Below are 19,483 nucleotides of genomic sequence, written 5' to 3' on the forward strand. Positions count from 1 at the left end.
GTTTGCCTTTGACTTGCAGCGCGCATTATGGCACCTCAACGAGGGGGAGCCGAACAACGGCGACCCGATGCCATAATCGCGCCCGCCCAGGCACCCCCTCCTTTCGCACCCGCAGCGACCCGAAGGCCCCGTCCCACTTGGCCACCGAACGAGAACTCTCCGACTTTCTCAAGAGCGTCGAAAAGCGGGCCTTCAAGCGCTCCGTCTACCACGTCCGCGACGAGGAAGCTGCGCTGGACATCGTCCAGGAAAGCATGATGAAGCTGGCGGAGCACTACGGCGACAAACCGCCGGCGGAGCTCCCGATGCTCTTCCAGCGCATCCTGTCCAACTGCACGCTGGACTTTTTCCGCCGGCAGAAGACGCGCAACGCGCTGTTCTCCAACATGAGCGACTTCGAGTCGTCCACCGACGACGGAGAATTCGACCTGCTGGAAACTTACACGGCCTTGGAGAACTCACAGCAGGCGGAGAGTGCCGAGGACTCCACCCGGCGCGCGCAGGTGCTGCGCGAGATCGAGGTACAGATCCAGGGTCTTCCCGCCCGTCAACGTGAAGCATTCCTCATGCGTTACTGGGAGGATATGGACGTGGCCGAAACGGCGGCGGCCATGGGCTGTTCGGAAGGCAGTGTCAAGACGCACTGCTCCCGCGCGGTCCAGGCCCTCAGCAAAGCACTGAAGGCAAAGGGATTACAACCATGAACAGCATCAGCCCCGCCGTGGCGCTCGCCCGCCAGGACCAGTTCGGCCGTCGCATCGCGGCTCGCCTGAACGCCGGCGCGGAAGAGCTTCCGCACGACATCACCGAACGCCTGCGCGCCGCGCGGGTGCAGGCGCTGGCCCGGCGCCAGTCGGTCCTGCAGGCCGCCCGCTCGGTATCCGTTTCCGGCGGCCAGGCCGCATTGGCCGGCGACGAGCATGTCAGCCTGTGGCACCGCATCGGCCTGGCCCTGCCGATCATCGTGCTGGCCGCCGGCCTGGTGACGATCCACGTCATCCAGAACGAGCGCCGCGCCAGCGAGGTTGCGGAGGTTGACGCCGCCATCCTCACCGACGACCTGCCTCCGGCCGCTTACGCCGATCCGGGCTTCGTCCAGTTCCTCAAGACCAGCCGTTGACCGGGGAGCCTCGCATGAACGGGCTCCGTTTCGGCGCGCGGTTCGCCGCCCCCCTCCCTCGCGCGTGCCGCGCCGCCCTGGCCACGGCCGCAGTCCTGCTGTGGTGTCCCATCCAGGCTGCCCCGCCTGCCCCCCAAACCGCGGGAGCCGCCGCCGCTTCCTCGGCTCCTGCCCGAGCCCAGGGCACGCGCGTCGCGCAAGCCCCCGGCGCAGGCCCGGCATGGAACGAGCTCAGTCCCCAGCAGCGGGTTGCGCTGCAGCCGCTCGCGGGCACGTGGGCCACGTTGACCGAGCCGCACAAGCGCAAGTGGATCGCCCTGTCGCGCAACTACGCGGGGATGTCGCCGCAGGAGCAGGCCAAGCTGCACAGCCGCATGAGCGAGTGGGCGGCGCTCAGTCCGCAGCAGCGCACCCAGGCCCGGCTGAACTTCGGCCAGACCCAGGGCGTGTCGCCGGACGACAAGAAGGCCAAGTGGGAGGCGTACCAGGCCCTCTCCGAAGAGGAAAAGCGCAAGCTCGCCGCCGGCGCCAACGCGCGCACGCCGCCCACGGCCGCAGCCGTCAAACCCGTCCCCGCCGAAAAGCTCACCAACGTGCCCCGGGCCGAGAGGCGATCCAGCAAGCCTCCGCGCATCGCGTCGGGCGCCGCTGACCCACCGCAGCCGATGCCGGCGCCCCCGGCGGGCACCGCCAACTAGTCTCCGCCTCATGACCCCACCGCCGAGAGCGCCCGGCGGCGCGGCCGCTGCCGTGCCGCCCTCGCGCGCATCGCTCATCGCACCGCCCCTGCCTCGCCGCATGGCCTGCTGGCTCTACGAAGGCGTCCTGATGTTCGGCGTCGTGGTGCCGGCCGGGCTGCTGTTCAGCGTTGCCACCCAGATGCGGCACGGGCTGGACAACCGGCAGGGACTGATCGCATTCCTGTTCGCCGTGCTGGCCGCCTACTTCGTCTGGTTCTGGTCGAAGGGGCAGACGCTCGCGATGAAGACGTGGCGCATCCGCGTGGTCGACCGATACGGCCAGCGCGTGCGGCCCTTGCGCGCGCTCATGCGCTACGTGTTCAGCTACCTGTGGCTGCTGCCGCCGCTGGCCGCCTTCCAGACGCACCGCATCGCCGTCGGCCCGGTGTTCGTCGTGTTCATTGGCTGGGTCGCGATCTGGGCGCTCCTCTCGCGCTTCCACCCGGAGCGGCAGTTCTGGCACGACGCGCTGGCCGGCACGCGGCTGGTCGAAGCGCCGCCACCGTCGCCGCGCGCGTCGTAGACAATCCGCGCCCATGTCCCGGCCGACCCAAGCTCCTTCGAACCCGCCGTTCTCGATCTGTGTCTACTGCGGCTCGCGCAACGGCGTGGCCGAGCCGTTCGTGCAAGCCGCGCGCGATGTCGGCCGCTGGATCGGTAGCCGCGGCGGCCAGCTGGTCTACGGCGGCGGCCACAACGGGCTGATGGGCACCGTCGCCGACGCCACGCTTGAAGCGGGCGGCGCCGTCATCGGCGTGATCCCGCAGGCGCTGGTCGAGAAAGAATGGGCCAAGCGGGATTGCACCGAGCTGCACGTCGTCGACAGCATGCACGACCGCAAGCGCATGATGGCCGAGCGGGCTGGCGCCTTCCTCGCGCTGGCCGGCGGCATCGGAACGTTCGAGGAGCTGTTCGAGGTCTGGACGTGGCGGCAGCTGGGCTACCACGACAAGCCGGTCGGCATCCTGGACACGGCCGGCTATTACGGACCGCTGCTGCAGTTCCTGCAGCAGAGCGTGCGCCAGGGCTTCATGAACGGCTGGCAGATGGACCTGGTGCAGGTAGGCACCGAGCCCGGGGCGCTGCTGCAATCGCTGGTGGACGGCTCGACCGCGCCTTCGGCGCAGGATCTGTCGCAGATCTGAAGGCGGCGCGGGCTGCGTCGCGCCCGATCAGACCGCCGATTCGTCGGTCTCGCCGGTGCGGATGCGCACGACCCGCTCCACGCTGGTGACGAAGATCTTGCCGTCGCCGATCTTGCCGGTGCGGGCGGCCTTGACGATGGCGTCGACGCAGCGCTCCACGTCGTCGTCCTTGACCACGACTTCCACCTTCACCTTCGGCAGGAAGTCCACCACGTACTCGGCGCCGCGATAGAGCTCCGTGTGGCCCTTCTGCCGCCCGAAACCCTTGACCTCCGTAACCGTCAGGCCGGTGACGCCGCACTCGGCCAGCGCCTCGCGCACTTCCTCCAGCTTGAACGGCTTGACGACGGCGGTGATCTGTTTCATGTGTTCTTCCTCTGCGGCCCTAGGCGCGGAACTTGCCGGTAATAGGATAGCGCCAATCCTTGCCGAAGCCGCGGTGCGTCACGCGGATGCCCACCGGCGCCTGCCGCCGCTTGTACTCGTTGATCCGCACCAGCCGCGCGACGCGCTCGACCACCGCACGGTCGAAGCCTTGCGCCACGATCTGCTCCACGCCTTCGTCGTTCTCCATGTAGCGCGCCAGGATCGCGTCGAGGATCTCGTACGGCGGCAGGCTGTCCTGGTCGACCTGGTCGGGCCGCAGTTCGGCGCTGGGCGGCCGCGTGATGATGCGGTCGGGGATGGGATCGGCGCCCGTGCCGTACGGATCGTTCGCATTGCGCCAGCGCGCCAGCTTGAAGACCGAGGTCTTGAGCACGTCCTTGATGACCGCGAAGCCGCCGGCCATGTCGCCGTACAGCGTGCAGTAGCCGGTGGCCATCTCGCTCTTGTTGCCCGTGGTCAGGACGATGCTGCCGAACTTGTTGGACAGCGCCATCAGCAGCACGCCGCGGATGCGCGCCTGGATGTTCTCTTCCGTCGTGTCCTCGGGCAGCCCGGTGAACTCCTTGGCGAGCGCCGCCTTGAATGCTTCGAACTGCGGCGTGATCGAGATCTCGTCGTAGCGCACCCCGAGCCGGCGGGCCATCTCGCGCGCATCGTCCAGCGAAATGTTGGCGGTGTACGGCGAGGGCATCATCACCGCCCGCACCTTGTCCTTGCCGAGCGCGTCGACCGCGATGGCCAGCACCAGCGCCGAATCGATGCCGCCCGAAAGCCCCAGCAGCACGCCCGGGAAACCGTTCTTGAGGATGTAGTCGCGCACGCCGAGCACGAGCGCATCCCACAGCTCGGCCTCGGGCTCGCGCGCAGGGGCCATCGGTGCGTTCAGCACCAACGCGCTGGCGCCCTGTTCCACCGTGACAGTGAAAAGGTCTTCCTTGAAACCGGGCGCGCGGCCGACGAGCGTGCCCGCCGCATCGACGGCGAACGAGCCGCCGTCGAACACCACCTCGTCCTGCCCGCCGACGAAATGCGCATAGACCACGGGCAGGCCCACGGCATTGGCGCGATAGGCCATGCGCGCCACGCGCTCGCCGCCCTTGCCGACGTGGAACGGCGATGCGTTGGTGACGACCAGCAGCTCCGCGCCCGCTTCCTTGGCCAGCAGGGCCGGCTCGTCGAACCAGGCGTCCTCGCAGATCAGCAGTCCGATGTTCAGGCCCTCGACGTGGAACACGCAGGTGCCCTTGCCAGGCGTGAAGTAGCGCCTCTCGTCGAACACCTGGTAATTGGGCAGCTCGCGCTTGGCGTAGGTCTCGAGCACTCGGCCTTCGCTGATGACGCTGGCCGCATTGAGCCGCCGCTGAACCTGCACCGATTTGCTGCGAACGTCGCCGCCCATGGGATGGCCGACGACGACGTGCAGGCCCTTCAACCCCGCGAGTTCGCGGGCCACGGTTTTGACGGCATCATCGCAGGCCGCGGTGAACGCCGGACGCAGGTGCAGGTCCTCGGCCGGATAGCCGCACAGGGAGAGTTCGGGCGTGACGACCAGCCGCGATCCCTGGCCGTAGGCGGTGCGCGCCGCGTCGATGATCTTCTGAGCGTTGCCCGGCATGTCGCCCACAACGTAGTTGAGCTGGGCGATGCAGATTTGAAGGGCCATGTCAGCAGTGCGAAAACAGCCGGACGATTATGTCATCCGCCTCTGCGGCGCTCCGGGTGAGCTGCCCGCGAAAGCGTGGAACGAATTGCTGGCTTCGCAGGACCTGCCCACGCCCTTCCTGCGCCACGAGTACCTGTCCGCGTTGCACGAAAGCGGCAGCGCCACGGTCAAGAGCGGCTGGCAGCCCAGCTTCGCCACGCTGTGGCGCGGCGATGAGTTGCACGCGGCCTGCGCGCTCTACCTGAAAAGCCATTCCTACGGCGAGTACGTGTTCGACTGGGCGTGGGCGAACGCGTACGAGCAGCACGGCCTGTCGTACTACCCCAAGGGCCTTGTGGCCGTGCCGTTCACGCCCGTGCCGGGCTCGCGCCTGCTGGCGCGCGATGCGGCTTCGAGACGCGCACTCGTGGACATCCTGCTCGCGCTGTGCCGCCAGAACGAGCTCTCCTCACTGCACCTGCTGTTCCTGTCCGACGACGATGTCGCGGCTTGCGCGCACGCCGGGCTGATGGCGCGCCACACGGTCCAGTTCCACTGGCTGGCGCAGGGCTGGGCCGGCTTCGACGACTTCCTCGCCAGCCTGGCGCAGGACAAGCGCAAGAAGATCCGGCAGGAGCGGCGCAAGGTGGCCGAGGCCGACGTGCGCTTTCGCGCGCTTCGCGGCAACGCGATCCGCGAAGCCGACTGGGATTTCTTCTACCGTTGCTACGACCGCACCTACCGCGAGCACGGCAACCCGCCCTACCTGAAGAGGGACTTCTTCCGGCGAATGGCCCGCGACCTGCCGCAGCACTGGCTGCTGTTCGTCGCGCAGCGCGGCGGGCGCGACATCGCATCCAGCCTGATCGCGCTTTCAGACGACAGCGCCTCGCCCGCGGCGGCGTACGGGCGCTACTGGGGCGCGCTGGAGCGCGTGGACTGCCTGCACTTCGAGGCCTGCTACTACCAGCCGCTGCAGTGGTGCATCGAAAACGGCGTCGGTCGCTTCGAGGGCGGCGCGCAGGGCGAGCACAAGATGGCCCGCGCGCTCATGCCGGTGAAGACGCACAGCGCGCACTGGCTGGCGCATCCGTCCTTCGCCGAGGCGGTGGAGCGTTTCCTGGAACGCGAGGGCCAGGGCATCGAGCACTACCTCGAGCACCTGGAGGCGCGCTCGCCGTTCCGGCAGCCGGGCGGCTGAGCGCGCGCCGCGTCAGCGCTGGGCCTTGCGGTAGTTCTCCATGCCTTCGACGATTTCCTTGCGGGCCGCGTCCGGCCCTTCCCAGCCCAGCACCTTGACCCACTTGTTCGGCTCGAGGTCCTTGTAGTGCTCGAAGAAGTGCGCGATGGCCTTCAACCGCATCGGGTTGAGGTCTTCCGGCTTCTGCCAGTGCGTGTAGATCGGAAGCACCTTGTCGACCGGCACGGCCAGCACCTTGGCGTCGTCGCCGGCTTCGTCTTCCATCTTCAGGATGCCCAGTGGGCGGCAGCTGACCACCACGCCCGGGATCAGCGGCACCGGCGTGATCACCAGCACGTCGACCGGGTCGCCGTCGCCGCTGATGGTCCTGGGCACGTAGCCGTAGTTGGTCGGGTAGTGCATGGACGTGCTCATGAAGCGGTCCACGAAGATGGCGCCGGTCTCCTTGTCCACCTCGTACTTCACGGGGTCGGCGTTCATCGGGATTTCGATGATCACGTTGAACGCATCGGGGGCCTGGCGGCCGGGCGTGACGTTGTCGAGGGACATGGATCGGGTCCGGTAAGAAAAAGGAAGCTCGGGATTAACCCTGATTCTACTTTCGCGACCCTTGCATCTCAGCAACAGCGCCACGGGGGCGTCATCGTTTGCCGATATATTCCGCGGGTTGGCCAATCGTCTCCCGGTCGTTGGGAGCCACGAGGAAGCAACGCAGCGGGGGCACCGCAGCGTCGCCTCCTCCAAGCAAACAACGGATCGGAGATGAAGAAATGAATGGCAACTCGGCGCTGATACTGGCGCTCGTGTGCGGCCTGGCGGCCGTGGCTTACGGGTTCTGGGCCCGCGGCTGGATCCTGCGGCAGGACGCCGGCAATCCCAGGATGCAGGAGATCGCGGCAGCGATCCAGACGGGCGCGGCAGCCTACCTGGCGCGGCAGTACAAGACCATCGCCATCGTCGGCGTGGTGCTCGCCATCCTCATCGGCATCTTCCTCGACACGCAGACGGCCGTCGGCTTCCTGATCGGCGCCATCCTCTCCGGCGCCTGCGGCTTCATCGGCATGAACGTCTCGGTGCGCGCCAACGTGCGCACCGCGCAGGCGGCCACGCGCGGCATCGGCCCGGCGCTGGATGTCGCCTTCCGCGGCGGCGCCATCACCGGCATGCTGGTGGTGGGCCTGGGCCTGCTGGGCGTGACGGCCTTCTACTGGTTCCTGGTGGGCAACGGCCGCCTGACGCCGGACGTCAAGCTGGCCAACCTGCTCAACCCGCTGATCGGCTTCGCCTTCGGCTCCTCGCTGATCTCGATCTTCGCGCGCCTGGGCGGCGGCATCTTCACCAAGGGCGCCGACGTCGGCGCGGACCTGGTGGGCAAGGTGGAAGCCGGCATCCCCGAGGACGATCCGCGCAACCCGGCCGTGATCGCCGACAACGTGGGCGACAACGTCGGCGACTGCGCCGGCATGGCGGCCGACCTGTTCGAGACCTACGCCGTGACGCTGATCGCCACCATGGTGCTGGGCGCGCTGCTCGTCGGCGCCGCCGCCGGCCAGGCCGTGCTGTACCCGCTGGCGCTGGGCGCCGTGTCCATCATCGCTTCCATCATCGGCTGCTTCTTCGTGAAGGCCCGCCCCGGGATGACGAACGTAATGCCGGCGCTCTACAAGGGCCTGGCCGTGTCGGGCCTCCTGTCGCTGATCGCCTTCTACGGCGTGACCGTGTGGCTGATGCCGGACAACGCGATCACGTCCACCGGTTCGCAGATCCGCCTCTTCGGCGCCTGCGCCGTCGGCCTCATCCTCACCGGCCTGCTGGTCTGGATCACCGAGTTCTACACCGGCACGCAGTACTCGCCGGTGCGCCACATCGCGCAAGCCTCCACCACCGGCCACGGCACCAACATCATCGCGGGCCTGGGTGTGTCGATGCGCTCCACCGCGTGGCCGGTGCTCTTCGTCTGCATGGCGATCATCGCGGCCTACTGGCTGGCCGGCCTGTACGGCATCGCCGTCGCGGCCACCGCCATGCTGAGCATGGCCGGCATCATCGTGGCACTGGACGCCTATGGCCCGATCACCGACAACGCCGGCGGCATCGCGGAGATGAGCGACATGCCCTCTTCCGTGCGTGACATCACCGACCCGCTGGACGCCGTCGGCAACACGACCAAGGCCGTCACCAAGGGCTATGCGATCGGCTCGGCCGGCCTCGCCGCGCTGGTGCTCTTTGCCGACTACACGCACAAGCTGGAAGGCTACGGCCGGGCGATCAGCTTCGACCTGTCCGACCCGATGGTGATCGTGGGCCTGTTCATCGGCGGCCTCGTCCCCTACCTGTTCGGCGCGATGGCGATGGAAGCTGTCGGCCGCGCCGCCGGCGCGGTGGTGGTGGAAGTGCGGCGCCAGTTCAGCACCATCAAGGGCATCATGGAAGGCACGGCCAAGCCCGAGTACGGCAGGGCGGTGGACATGCTGACGACGGCGGCGATCAAGGAGATGATCATCCCGTCGCTGCTGCCGGTGGTGGTGCCGATCCTGGTCGGCCTGATCCTCGGCCCCAAGGCGCTGGGCGGCCTGCTGATGGGCACCATCGTCACCGGCCTGTTCGTCGCCATCTCCATGTGCACGGGCGGCGGCGCCTGGGACAACGCCAAGAAGTACATCGAGGACGGCAACCACGGCGGCAAGGGCTCTGAAGCCCACAAGGCCGCGGTCACCGGTGACACGGTGGGCGATCCCTACAAGGACACCGCCGGCCCCGCCGTCAACCCGCTGATCAAGATCATCAACATCGTGGCGCTGCTCATCGTGCCGCTGGTGGTGAAGTTCCACAGCGGCGATGCGAACGCGACGGGCGCTCCGCAAGCGGCACCGGCCGCCGCCACGGCGGCGGCTCCGGCCACGCCGGCGAGCACGGGCAAGTAAGCCCCCGCAAGCCGCAAGGAAGGCCCGCTCCGGCGGGCCTTTTTCATTTGCCTGTCACGGCGTGCACCAGTTGCGCCGCCGGTGCGACCAGTTCGGCCAGTCGCTCCTCGTCATCCCGCTCGATGTATTCGAGCACCAGCTCGTTGATGCCGCCCACCACGGCCATCGCCATCTGAGGCGAGAGCGGCTTCTCGGGCGAGGCGCCGTTCACCACGTCGAGCATGAACGAGGCGATCTCCCGATTGACCCGGCGGCGCGCCGCGAGGCCTTCGGGCCCGAGTCCGAGGATCTCGATGTAGAGCGTGCGCATCAGCAGCGGGTTGGACGCCAATCCCGCGAAGTACGCGGCGAGCGCCTGCTCCACCTGCGTCTGCCACGGGTGGGCGGGATCGATCGCGGCACGCAGCACCTTGAGCGCGTTGTGGCTCGCGGCTTCGTACAGCGCGACGAGGCACTCGGACTTGGACTGGAAGTGCTCGTAGAAGGTGCGCCGCGAGACGCTGGCCTCGCGCACGATGTCGGCGATCGTCGTGGCGGCATAGCCCTTGGCCGCGACCGCACGCGCCATGCCTTCCAGGAGGCGGCTGCGGTGCTCGGGGATCAGGAAGTCGGGCTCGGCCATCAGGGCATTGTGTCCAGCGAATGGGGGCGCTCACAGGTCTTTGGTACTTGACAGTACCAAACCTCGCAACCATCATTCCGCGCTCGGTGCCGCCGGCGCCACAGCTTTGCCATCCTCGAAAACAGCGCCATGACCGACCTTGTCGTCCGCCGCCTCCTCGTCGACATGGAGGCGCCCATCGAGCGCCACTGGTGCGCAGGCGACGCCTTCCGCAGCGCGCTGTTCAACGCGCTCTCGATGAGCTTCCCCGTCGGGGAGCAGTTCTTCATCGACTCGGTGCGCAACGGCTTCAAGGCGCTGCCGGCAGAAAAGCAGGAGCGCTTTCGCGCCGAGGTGCAGGGCTTCATCGGCCAGGAGGCCACGCACCGGCGCCTGCACAGTCTCTATAACGCCCATCTGGAAAAGCTCGGGCTGGTGAACCACTGGGAGCCTCGCGCGCGCGAGCGGCTCCAGCTGATGGAAGGCGCCGACGTGCGCCACTGGCTGGGGATCACCGCCGCCAACGAGCACTTCACCGCCATCCTGGCCGACTGGATGCTGCACAACGCCGACCTGCTGGGCGACCGCGACCCGCGCCTGGCGACCCTCTGGCTCTGGCACAGCTCGGAGGAATCCGAGCACAAGAGCACGGCGTTCGACCTGTACCAGGCCCTCGGCGGCGACCACGAATGGCGGATGCGCTGGTTCCGCCGCGTGACCATCTTCTTCCTGGGGGACACGCTGCGGCAGACGATCAGCAACCTGCGGCAGGACGGCACGCTGTGGAAGTGGAGCACCTGGAAGAGCGCGGCGTCTTACCTGTTCGGCCGCCGCGGCCTCGTGCGCCAGACCTTCCGTCCCTGGAAGGACTACCTGCGGCGCGACTTCCACCCGAGCCAGCACGACAGCTCGGCATCGCAGCGCTGGCTGGCCGCCAACCGCGAGCGCTTCGCCCTCGTCGGCCAGTGAGCGCGCATGCCGCAAAATCGCGGCATGCAGCTCCACCACATCGGCAATGAAGGCGTGCGGTCCTCCTCCGGCCGCACCATCCCCGTGATCGACCCTTCGGACGGACAGCCGTTCGATGAACTGCAGCGCGGCTCGCCCGAGGACATCGACCGGGCGGTGCAGGCCGCGCGCAAGTGCTACGACAGCGTCTGGAGCCGCCTGAGCGGCGCCGAGCGCGGCCGCCTGCTGATGCGGCTGTCGTTCAAGGTCGCGGAACATGCCGACGAACTGGCCGCCATCGAGCAGCGCGACTGCGGCAAGCCGACCAAGCAGGCCCGCGCCGATGCGCTGGCGCTGGTGCGCTACTTCGAGTTCTACGCCGGCGCCTGCGACAAGCTGCACGGCGACACCATCCCCTACCAGGACGGCTACAGCGTGCTCACCTGGCGCGAGCCGCACGGCGTCACCGGCCACATCATCCCGTGGAACTACCCGATGCAGATCTTCGGCCGCAGCGTCGGCGGCGCGCTGGCCGCCGGGAACGTCTGCGTCGTCAAGCCGTCGGAGGACGCGTGCCTGTCGCTCATTCGCGTGGCGCAACTCGCGGCCGAATGCGGCTTCCCGGCCGGCGCGATCAACATCGTCACGGGGTTCGGCCATGAGGTCGGCGAGGCGCTCGCGCGTCACCAAGGCATCGACCACATCAGCTTCACCGGCAGCCCGCGCGTGGGCACGCTGATCCAGCAGGCCGCGGCCGAGCGCCACTGCCCCGTGACGCTGGAGCTGGGCGGCAAGAGCCCGCAGATCATCTTCGACGATGCCGACCTCGATGCCGCCCTCCCCACGGTGATCAACGCCATCGTGCAGAACGCCGGCCAGACCTGCTCGGCCGGCTCGCGCCTGCTGGTGCAGCAGTCGATCTATGAACCGCTGCTCGATCGCCTCGGAGGCGCTTTCGCCAACCTGCGCGTCGGCCCCGCCAGGATGGACCTGGACGTCGGCCCGCTGATCCGCGCCACCCAGCAGCAGCGCGTCTGGGATTTCCTCTCGGATGCGCAGCACGCCAGCATCCCGATGGTGGCGCAGGGGCAGATCGTCGACGAGGCGCCGGACACCGGCTACTACCAGGCGCCCACGCTGCTGCGTGACGTGCCGATCACGCACCGCCTCGCACAGGAGGAAGTGTTCGGCCCCGTGCTGGCGGCGATGGCGTTCAAGGACGAGGACCACGCCGTGCAGCTGGCCAATTCCACCCACTTCGGCCTGGTGGCCGGCATCTGGACGCGCGACGGCGGCCGGCAGCTGCGCATGGCCAAGCGCGTCAAGAGCGGCCAGGTGTTCATCAACAACTACGGCGCGGGCGGCGGCGTCGAACTGCCTTTCGGCGGCGTGAAGTCCTCGGGCTACGGCCGCGAGAAAGGCTTCGAGGCGCTGTACGGCTTCACCACCCTCAAGACGGTCGCCATCCGCCACGGCTGAACGCAAGAACGAAGAACCCAGGAGAGACGAACATGCGAGTCAAGGACAAGTCCATCATCGTGACGGGCGCCGGCCAGGGCATCGGCGAGGGCATCGCCAGGCGGCTGGCGCAGGAAGGCGCGCAGGTGCTGGTCAACGACATCAATGCCGCGCTCGGCGAGAAGGTGGTGGCGGCGATCAAGGGCCAGGGCGGGCGGGCGTCCTTCTTTGCCGCCGACGTGACGAAGTCGGCCGAGATGAAGGCGCTGGTGCAGGCCGCCGTCGAGCGGCACGGCAAGCTCGACGTCATGGTCAACAACGCCGGCTGGACGCACCGCAACCGCCCCGCGCTGGAAGTGAGCGAGGAGGAGTTCGACCGCGTCTACGCGATCAACGTGAAGAGCATCTACCTCTCCACGATCCATGCGGTGCCGGTGTTCCGCGCCAACAAGGGCGGCGTCTTCATCAACATCGCCTCCACCGCCGGCATCCGGCCGCGCCCGGGGCTCACCTGGTACAACGGCTCGAAGGGCGCGGTCATCACGACCAGCAAGTCCCTGGCCGCCGAGTTCGGCCCGGACAACATCCGCGTGAACTGCATCAACCCGGTGTTCAACCCCGACACCGGCCTCTCGGCCGAGTTCGCCGGCGGCCCCGTGGACGAGGCGCGCAAGGCCAGGTTCCTGGCGACCATCCCGCTCGGCCGCTTCTCGACGGCGCTCGACGTGGCCAATGCCGCGCTCTATCTCGCCAGCGATGAGGCCGCGTTCATCTCCGGCGTCTGCATCGAGGTGGACGGCGCCCGCTGCGTCTAACCCCCGCTGCCGGGATGGATGAGCGCTGCGGCACAATTGCGTCGTGGCAGAACGCGTCATTCCCCTCGTCGACCAGCGCACCGCGGCGCTGACGGCGCGCATCCCGGCCGAGCCCGTCCCGGCGACCGGCCAGCTGCGCGACTCGCTGGCGCGCCCGCTGCGCGACCTGCGCATCAGCGTCACCGACCGCTGCAACTTCCGCTGCAGCTACTGCATGCCCAAGGAGGTGTTCGGCAAGGACTACCCGTACCTGCCGCACGCCGAACTGCTGACCTTCGAGGAGATCACCCGCCTCGCCCGGCAGTTCGTCGCCCACGGCGTGCACAAGATCCGCCTCACCGGCGGCGAGCCGCTGCTGCGCAAGAACATCGAAATCCTCATCGAGCAGCTCTCGCAGCTGCGCACCGTGGAAGGCGAGCCGGTGGAACTGGCCCTGACCACCAACGGTTCGCTGCTGGCCCGCAAGGCCGCGGCACTCAAGCAGGCGGGCCTGCGCCGCGTGACGGTGAGTCTGGACGGCCTGGACGACGCGGTGTTCCGCCGCATGAACGACGTCGATTTCCCGGTGGCCGAGGTGCTGCGCGGCCTCGAAGCGGCCGCGGCCGCGGGCCTCGGTCCGCTCAAGGTGAACATGGTGGTCAAGCGCGGCACCAACGAGCACGAGATCGTGCCGATGGCGCGCCACTTCCGCGGCACCGGCATCGTGCTTCGCTTCATCGAGTACATGGACGTGGGCGCCACCAACGGCTGGCGGATGGACGAAGTCCTGCCCTCGGCCGATGTCGTGCAGCGTCTTCAGGAGGTCTTTCCGCTGCGCGCCCTGGAGCCCACGGCGCCCGGGGAGACCGCCGAGCGCTGGGCGTACGAGGACGGCGCCGGCGAGATCGGCGTGATCAGCAGCGTGACGCAGGCGTTCTGCGGCACCTGCAACCGCGCGCGGCTGTCCACCGAGGGCCGCCTGTACCTGTGCCTGTTCGCCGACCAGGGCCACGACCTGCGCGCGCTGGTGCGCGGCGGCGCCAGCGACGAACAGCTCGCCTCGGCCATCGCCCACATCTGGCACGGCCGGGCGGACCGTTATTCGCAGCTGCGCAGCCAGCTGCCCCCCGACGCCGGCAAGGGCCGCAAGCGCGTCGAAATGAGCTACATCGGCGGTTGAGGATGCATCGGGAAGAAGTCACCGGAGTCGTGCTCGCGGGCGGCCGCGGCTCGCGCATGGGCGGGGTCGACAAGGGCCTGCAGAACTTCAACGGCGTGCCGCTCGCGCTGCACACATTGCTGCGGCTGCAGGTTCAGGTGGGCGAGGCGATGGTCAATGCCAACCGCAACCTGGCCGCGTACGAATCGTTCGGCGTGCCGGTCTGGCCGGACGCCCTGCCCGACTTCGCCGGACCGCTGGCGGGCTTCCTCGCCGGCCTCGAGCAGTCGCAGACGGAGTGGGTGGTGACGGTGCCCTGCGACACGCCGATGTTCCCCGCCGACCTGGTCGAGCGCCTGGGCGAAGCCGCGGAGCGCGAGGACGCCGAGATCGCGATGGCCAGCGCCAAGGAAGCGGACGGCCAGCTGCGCACGCAGCCGGTGTTCTGCCTCCTGCGCCGCGACCTGCTCGAAAGCCTCGTGCAGTTCACCCATGGCGGCGGCCGCAAGATCGACGCCTGGACTGCGCAGCACCGCACCGTCGTCGTGCCGTTCGACCGGCCGGGCGATGATCCCCAAGCCTTCTTCAACGCCAACACACTGGCCGAGCTGCGACAGCTGGAGCGGCGGTGAAGACGCTGGCGCAGATCGCCGCGGAACTGCAGGGCTATGACCCGCAGGCGCTGCCGGCCCCGGCCGTCGGCGAATTCCTCTCGAAACTGGTTTCTCCGGTGGCCGACATCGAGGACGTCGCGACCGGCGAGGCGCTCGACCGCGTGCTGGCCCGCGACGTGGTGTCGCCGATCAGCGTTCCGCCGCACGACAACTCGGCCATGGACGGCTTCGCGTTCGACGGCTCGCAGTTGTTGGCCGGCGCGCCGCTGGAACTCAGCGTCATCGGCACGGCGCTGGCGGGCAAGGCCTGGCAGGGCGACGTACGCCCTGGCGAGTGCGTGAAGATCATGACCGGCGCGATCATGCCGGCCGGCCTCGACACCGTCGTGCCGCAGGAATTCACCCGGCCCGCCGGCCAAGACCGCATCGCCATTCCGGCGGGCGTGCTCCAGCGCGGCGACAACCGCCGCCTCGCGGGCGAGGACCTGACGGCCGGCCGACCCGCGCTGTTGCAAGGCGACCGCCTGGGCCCCGCCGCGTGCGGCCTGCTCGCGAGCCTGGGCCTGCCCACCGTGCCCGTTTTGCGCCGCCTCCGCGTCGCCTACTTCTCGACAGGTGACGAGATCCTCAGCCTGGGCGAGCCGGCGCGCGAGGGCGCCATCTACGACAGCAACCGCTACACCGTGCGCGGGATGCTCGCGCGGCTGGGCTGCGAGGTGATCGACCTGGGGGTGGTGCGCGACCAGCCGGCGCTGCTGGAGCGGGCCTTCCGCGACGCGGCTTCACGAGCCGACGCGATCATCACCAGCGGCGGTGTCAGCGTCGGCGAGGCCGACTTCACCAAGGCCATGATGAAGCAGCTGGGCGACGTGGCGTTCTGGAAGATCGCCATGCGGCCGGGGCGGCCGATGGCGGTCGGCCGGATCGGCTCTTCCGTGCTGTTCGGCCTGCCGGGCAACCCTGTCGCTGTGATGGTGACCTTCCTGGCCTTCGTGCGGCCCGCGCTGCTGCGCATGATGGGCTGCCGCGATTGCGCGCCGCCACCGCTGTTGCGCGCCCGCAGCGTCGAAGCCATGCGCAAGAAGCCCGGGCGCACCGAGTACCAGCGGGGAATCGTGTCGACGGGCCGGGACGGCCGGCTGGAAGTGCGCACCACGGGCAACCAGGGGTCGGGCGTGCTCAGTTCGATGGTTCAGGCCAACGGCTTGATCGTCCTCCACCACGCCCAGGGCGGTGTCGCCGCCGGGGACGAGGTGGACGTCATGATGTTCGAAGGCCTGCTGTAGCGTTCGCCGCCGGGCGGCGTCCCGCTGCCGAAGACCTCAGGCGAACATCCGCCGCGCCTGGTCCGCCAGCTCCTGCCGCCGCATCACCAGCTTGGGCAGGTCGGGGTGCATGGGATCGATCTCGCGTAACGCCCAACCATAGAACGCTTGAGCGAACGACAGGTGGATAAAGCGAATGATCTTCATGGGCTCCATGGTGCCGGGGTACGGCAGAGCCATCCCGTCAGCATCGCCCACAAGGCCGAGTCAGCGCCTCACTGCACAGCTTGTCGGACGGCGGCGACACCACCGTGCCGCTGAGCCACCAACGCGGCGGCTGCAAGGATCGGTTACTTCGCGATGAGGTCGCCGCGGATGGGCTCGCGGTGCTCATCCTCGCGTGCATCCGCCTTGTTGGCGCCGGGCACCTTGTCGCGGGCGAACAGCATGTACATCGTCGGGACCACGAACACGGTGAGCACGGTGCCCAGCGACATCCCGCCGACGATCACCCAGCCGATCTGGATGCGGCTCTCCGCGCCGGCGCCGGTGGACAGCGCCAGCGGGATGGCGCCCAGCACCATCGCGCCGGTGGTCATCAGGATCGGCCGCAGCCGCAGCGTGGCGGCCTCGACCACCGCGTCCAGGAGCGCCTTGCCCTGCTCGCGCAGCTGGTTCGAGAACTCCACGATCAGGATGCCGTGCTTGGTGATCAGGCCCACGAGCGTGATCAGGCCGATCTGCGAGTAGACGTTCAGCGAGCCGCCCGACCACTTGAGCGCGAGCAGCGCGCCGATCATCGACAGCGGCACCGACAGCAGGATCACGAAGGGGTCGACGAAGCTTTCGAACTGCGCCGCCAGCACCAGGAAGATGAACACCAGCGCCAGCACGAACACGATGGCCAGCGCGCCCTGCGAGTTGCGGAACTCGCGCGAGGTGCCGTTCAGGTCGGTGGTGTAGCCCTGCTTCAGCACCTTGGCCGCCGTCTGCTCCATGAACTGCAACGCCTGGCCGAGCGAGTAGTCGGAGGACAGGTTGGCCGTGATCGTGGCCGAGCGCCGCTGCCCGAAGTGGTTGAGCTCGCGCGGGCTGACGCTCTCGCTCACCTTCACGAGGGCCGACAGCGGGATCATGGTGTCGTTGCGGCCGCGCACGTAGATGCTGTCGATGTCCTCCGGCGTGCTGCGGCCGCTGGCGCGGGTCTGGATGATCACGTCGTACTGCTCGGCGTCTCGCTTGTAGCGCGTGACCTGGCGGCCGCCCAGCTGGGTCTCCATCGCGCGGGCCACCACGTCGACGCCGACGCCCATGTCGGCCGCCTTGTCGCGGTCGACCTGGATGCGCAGCTCGGGCTTGTTCAGCCGCAGGTCCACGTCGACGCCGATGATGCCGGGGTTCTTCGCGATCTCGTCCTGCATCTCCCGCACGACGCGGCTGAGGTTCTCGTAGCTGTCGGAGGTCTGGATGACGAAGTTGACCGGCCGGTCCCGGAAGCCCTGTCCGAGCGACGGCGGGGTGACGATGAAGGCGTTGATGCCGGGCAGGCCGCTCACCCGGGGCTGCAGTTCGCGCGCGATCTCGAGCGTGGTGCGCTTGCGGTCTTCCCAGGGTGTCGCGCGGTAGATCACGCTGCCCTGCGACACCGTCGGGTTGCCCAGGCTCGCGAAGATGCGGTCGAACTCCTTGTACTGCTGCCCCAGGCGCTCCAGCTCCTGCGCATAGCGGTTGGTGTAGTCCAGCGTCGCGCCGTCGGGCGCATTGATGGTGGCCAGGATGGTGCCGCGATCCTCCAGCGGCGAGAGCTCGGACTTCATCGTCGGCCACACGGCCGCGATCCCCAGCGCGCTGGCCAGCATGACGCCGATGACGATCCAGCGCGCCTGCAGCAGCCGGCCGCCCGCGCCGCCGGCTCGCGCGGTGAGCACCCAGCGCAGTGTGCGGCCGTAGCGTTTGGACAGGCCGACCAGCAGCTTTTCCATGCCGCGGTCGAAGAAGTTGGGCTTCGGGTTGTGGCGCAGCAGCTTGGAACACATCATGGGCGTGAGCGTCAGCGCCACGAACCCCGACACCAGCACCGAGCCGGCCAGCGCCAGCGCGAACTCCACGAACAGCCGCCCGGTGCGCCCCGGCGTGAACGCCAGCGGCGCGTACACCGCGACCAGCGTCAGCGTCATGGTGATGACCGCGAAGCCGATCTCGCGGGCGCCCTTGATGGCTGCCGAGAACGGGTCCAGCCCCTCCTCGATGTGCCGGAAGATGTTCTCCAGCATCACGATGGCGTCGTCGACCACCAGGCCGATGGCCAGCACCAGCGCCAGCAGCGTGAGCGTGTTGATGGTGAAGCCGGCCAGCGCCATCATCCCGAAGGTGCCGATCAGGCTGACCGGGATGGTGACGATCGGGATCACCGAAGCGCGCAGCGTGCGCAGGAAGACGAAGATCACCAGCGCCACCAGGATCACCGCCTCGGCGATGGTGCGGTACACGTTCTGCACCGACCGGTCGATGAACAGCGAGTTGTCGTTGGCGACATCGACGTTGACGTCCGGCGGCAGGTCCTGCTTGAGCTGCGGGATCATGTCCCGCACGCCCTGCGCCAGCGTCAGCGGGTTGGCGGTCGCCTGGCGGATCACGCCGGTGCCGATCGCCTGCCTGCCGTTGAGCCGCACGCCGCTGCGCACGTCGGCGGGCGCTTCCTCGACCCGCGCCACGTCGCGGATCTTCACCGGGAAGCCGTTGACGTTCTTGACCACGATCTCGCCGAACTGGGCCGGCCGCACCAGGTCCGTCTGCGAGGTGACGCTGAACTCGCGCTGCTGCGACTCGATGCGCCCGGCCGGCACCTCCAGGTTGCTGCGCCGCACCGCGTCTTCCACGTCCTGGGTGGTCAGGCGGTAGCCGGCCAGCTTGTCGGGATCGAGCCAGACCCGCATCGCGTACTTGCGCTCGCCGAAGATGCGCACGTCGGCGACGCCCGTCACCGTCTGAAGCCGCGGCTTGACGATGCGGTTGACCAGGTCGTTGATCTGCAGCGGGCTGAGCGTGTCGCTGGTGAAGGCCAGCCAGAGCACCGGGAAGGCGTCGGCCTCGACCTTGGCGATGACCGGCTCGTCGATTTCCTGCGGCAGGCGGTTGCGCACCCGGGACGTTCGGTCGCGCACCTCCGCCGCGGCGGCGTCGGCGTCCTTCTCGAGCCGGAAACGCACCGAGATCTGGCTCTGCTCGGCGCGGCTGATGGACGAAAGCACGTCCACCGCGTCGATGCCCGCGATGGAGTCCTCCAGCGGCTTGGTCACCTGAGACTCGATGACTTCGGCCGAGGCGCCGGGATAGCGCACGCTGACCGTGACGACCGGCTCGTCGATCTTGGGGTACTCGCGCACCGGCAGCCGATTGAAGCTGACCGCGCCGATCAGCACCACCAGCAGCGACAGCACGGTGGCGAACACCGGGCGGCGGATCGCGATCTCGGGCAGTTGCAT

19 protein-coding genes are annotated in these 19,483 nt (G+C 68.7%); 13 read left to right on the plus strand and 6 right to left on the minus strand.

Features of this window, described 5'->3' with window-relative positions; translation table 11 throughout:
• Positions 1 to 137 precede the first annotated feature (137 nt).
• From EZ313_RS22280 to EZ313_RS22300, 5 genes are read left to right on the plus strand one after another with little or no spacing between them, the layout of a single operon-like run.
• Positions 138 to 704 carry an RNA polymerase sigma factor gene (locus tag EZ313_RS22280; protein ID WP_135265521.1) on the plus strand — a complete coding sequence of 189 codons (567 nt, stop codon included), beginning with the start codon at positions 138 to 140 and terminating at the stop codon, positions 702 to 704.
• The gene (locus tag EZ313_RS22285) at positions 701 to 1,120 is read left to right on the plus strand and encodes a DUF3619 family protein (RefSeq protein ID WP_135265522.1); all 420 of its coding nucleotides are present in this window, start codon (positions 701 to 703) and stop codon (positions 1,118 to 1,120) included. Before EZ313_RS22280 ends, EZ313_RS22285 begins: the two co-directional genes overlap by 4 nt.
• Positions 1,121 to 1,134: 14 nt before the next feature.
• Positions 1,135 to 1,818, plus strand: coding sequence for a DUF3106 domain-containing protein (locus EZ313_RS22290; RefSeq protein ID WP_240788750.1), 684 nt, complete (start codon positions 1,135 to 1,137; stop codon positions 1,816 to 1,818).
• A 10-nt stretch (positions 1,819 to 1,828) separates the two neighbouring features.
• Positions 1,829 to 2,383: an RDD family protein gene (locus EZ313_RS22295; protein ID WP_276606978.1), complete on the plus strand. Its 555-nt coding sequence runs from the start codon at positions 1,829 to 1,831 to the stop codon at positions 2,381 to 2,383.
• 13 nt (positions 2,384 to 2,396) lie between these two features.
• Complete coding sequence (locus EZ313_RS22300) at positions 2,397 to 3,005, plus strand: LOG family protein (RefSeq protein ID WP_135265523.1); 609 nt, start codon at positions 2,397 to 2,399, stop codon at positions 3,003 to 3,005.
• 27 nt (positions 3,006 to 3,032) lie between these two features.
• Here the strand turns inward: EZ313_RS22300 and EZ313_RS22305 are convergent, their stop codons facing one another.
• On the minus strand, positions 3,033 to 3,371 hold the full coding sequence (locus tag EZ313_RS22305; protein WP_135265524.1) for a P-II family nitrogen regulator: 339 nt from the start codon (positions 3,369 to 3,371) through the stop codon (positions 3,033 to 3,035).
• Between the two features lie 19 nt (positions 3,372 to 3,390).
• Positions 3,391 to 5,055, minus strand: a complete 1,665-nt coding sequence (locus tag EZ313_RS22310; RefSeq protein WP_135265525.1) for an NAD+ synthase — start codon at positions 5,053 to 5,055, stop codon at positions 3,391 to 3,393.
• Here EZ313_RS22310 and EZ313_RS22315 point away from each other — a divergent pair.
• Positions 5,054 to 6,235: a GNAT family N-acetyltransferase gene (locus tag EZ313_RS22315; RefSeq protein ID WP_135265526.1), complete on the plus strand. Its 1,182-nt coding sequence runs from the start codon at positions 5,054 to 5,056 to the stop codon at positions 6,233 to 6,235. The two genes, EZ313_RS22310 and EZ313_RS22315, sit on opposite strands and share 2 nt — an antisense overlap.
• A 12-nt stretch (positions 6,236 to 6,247) precedes the next feature.
• Here EZ313_RS22315 and ppa read toward each other — a convergent pair whose 3' ends face one another.
• The gene (gene ppa, locus EZ313_RS22320) at positions 6,248 to 6,784 is read right to left on the minus strand and encodes an inorganic diphosphatase (protein ID WP_135265527.1); all 537 of its coding nucleotides are present in this window, start codon (positions 6,782 to 6,784) and stop codon (positions 6,248 to 6,250) included.
• Positions 6,785 to 7,005: 221 nt separating this feature from the next.
• Here ppa and EZ313_RS22325 point away from each other — a divergent pair, with 221 nt between their 5' ends.
• Positions 7,006 to 9,159: a sodium-translocating pyrophosphatase gene (locus tag EZ313_RS22325; RefSeq protein ID WP_135265528.1), complete on the plus strand. Its 2,154-nt coding sequence runs from the start codon at positions 7,006 to 7,008 to the stop codon at positions 9,157 to 9,159.
• A gap of 43 nt (positions 9,160 to 9,202) precedes the next feature.
• Here the strand turns inward: EZ313_RS22325 and EZ313_RS22330 are convergent, their stop codons facing one another.
• Positions 9,203 to 9,781 carry a TetR/AcrR family transcriptional regulator gene (locus EZ313_RS22330; RefSeq protein WP_205960464.1) on the minus strand — a complete coding sequence of 193 codons (579 nt, stop codon included), beginning with the start codon at positions 9,779 to 9,781 and terminating at the stop codon, positions 9,203 to 9,205.
• A 129-nt stretch (positions 9,782 to 9,910) separates the two neighbouring features.
• On the opposite strand from EZ313_RS22330, the gene EZ313_RS22335 reads away from it, so the two are divergent.
• From EZ313_RS22335 to moeA, 6 genes are read left to right on the plus strand one after another with little or no spacing between them, the layout of a single operon-like run.
• Positions 9,911 to 10,729: a metal-dependent hydrolase gene (locus tag EZ313_RS22335; protein WP_135265529.1), complete on the plus strand. Its 819-nt coding sequence runs from the start codon at positions 9,911 to 9,913 to the stop codon at positions 10,727 to 10,729.
• 24 nt (positions 10,730 to 10,753) lie between these two features.
• Positions 10,754 to 12,187: an aldehyde dehydrogenase family protein gene (locus EZ313_RS22340; RefSeq protein WP_135265530.1), complete on the plus strand. Its 1,434-nt coding sequence runs from the start codon at positions 10,754 to 10,756 to the stop codon at positions 12,185 to 12,187.
• A gap of 32 nt (positions 12,188 to 12,219) precedes the next feature.
• The gene (locus EZ313_RS22345; protein WP_135265531.1) at positions 12,220 to 12,981 is read left to right on the plus strand and encodes an SDR family oxidoreductase; all 762 of its coding nucleotides are present in this window, start codon (positions 12,220 to 12,222) and stop codon (positions 12,979 to 12,981) included.
• 43 nt (positions 12,982 to 13,024) lie between these two features.
• Positions 13,025 to 14,140 (plus strand): GTP 3',8-cyclase MoaA, encoded by a 1,116-nt coding sequence (moaA, locus tag EZ313_RS22350; RefSeq protein ID WP_135265532.1) that lies wholly within the window; start codon positions 13,025 to 13,027, stop codon positions 14,138 to 14,140.
• 2 nt (positions 14,141 to 14,142) lie between these two features.
• Positions 14,143 to 14,751, plus strand: a complete 609-nt coding sequence (mobA, locus tag EZ313_RS22355; RefSeq protein ID WP_135265533.1) for a molybdenum cofactor guanylyltransferase MobA — start codon at positions 14,143 to 14,145, stop codon at positions 14,749 to 14,751.
• Positions 14,748 to 16,019 (plus strand): molybdopterin molybdotransferase MoeA, encoded by a 1,272-nt coding sequence (gene moeA / locus EZ313_RS22360; protein WP_135265534.1) that lies wholly within the window; start codon positions 14,748 to 14,750, stop codon positions 16,017 to 16,019. Before mobA ends, moeA begins: the two co-directional genes overlap by 4 nt.
• Positions 16,020 to 16,055: 36 nt before the next feature.
• On the opposite strand, the gene EZ313_RS23415 is transcribed toward moeA, so the two are convergent.
• Together EZ313_RS23415 and EZ313_RS22365 are read right to left on the minus strand one after the other, a co-directional pair.
• The gene (locus tag EZ313_RS23415) at positions 16,056 to 16,205 is read right to left on the minus strand and encodes a hypothetical protein (RefSeq protein WP_167772706.1); all 150 of its coding nucleotides are present in this window, start codon (positions 16,203 to 16,205) and stop codon (positions 16,056 to 16,058) included.
• 143 nt (positions 16,206 to 16,348) lie between these two features.
• Entirely contained in the window at positions 16,349 to 19,483 is a 3,135-nt protein-coding gene (locus EZ313_RS22365; RefSeq protein WP_135265535.1) for an efflux RND transporter permease subunit, read from the minus strand.

This window comes from Ramlibacter henchirensis, from assembly GCF_004682015.1.
GTDB lineage: Bacteria > Pseudomonadota > Gammaproteobacteria > Burkholderiales > Burkholderiaceae_C > Ramlibacter > Ramlibacter henchirensis.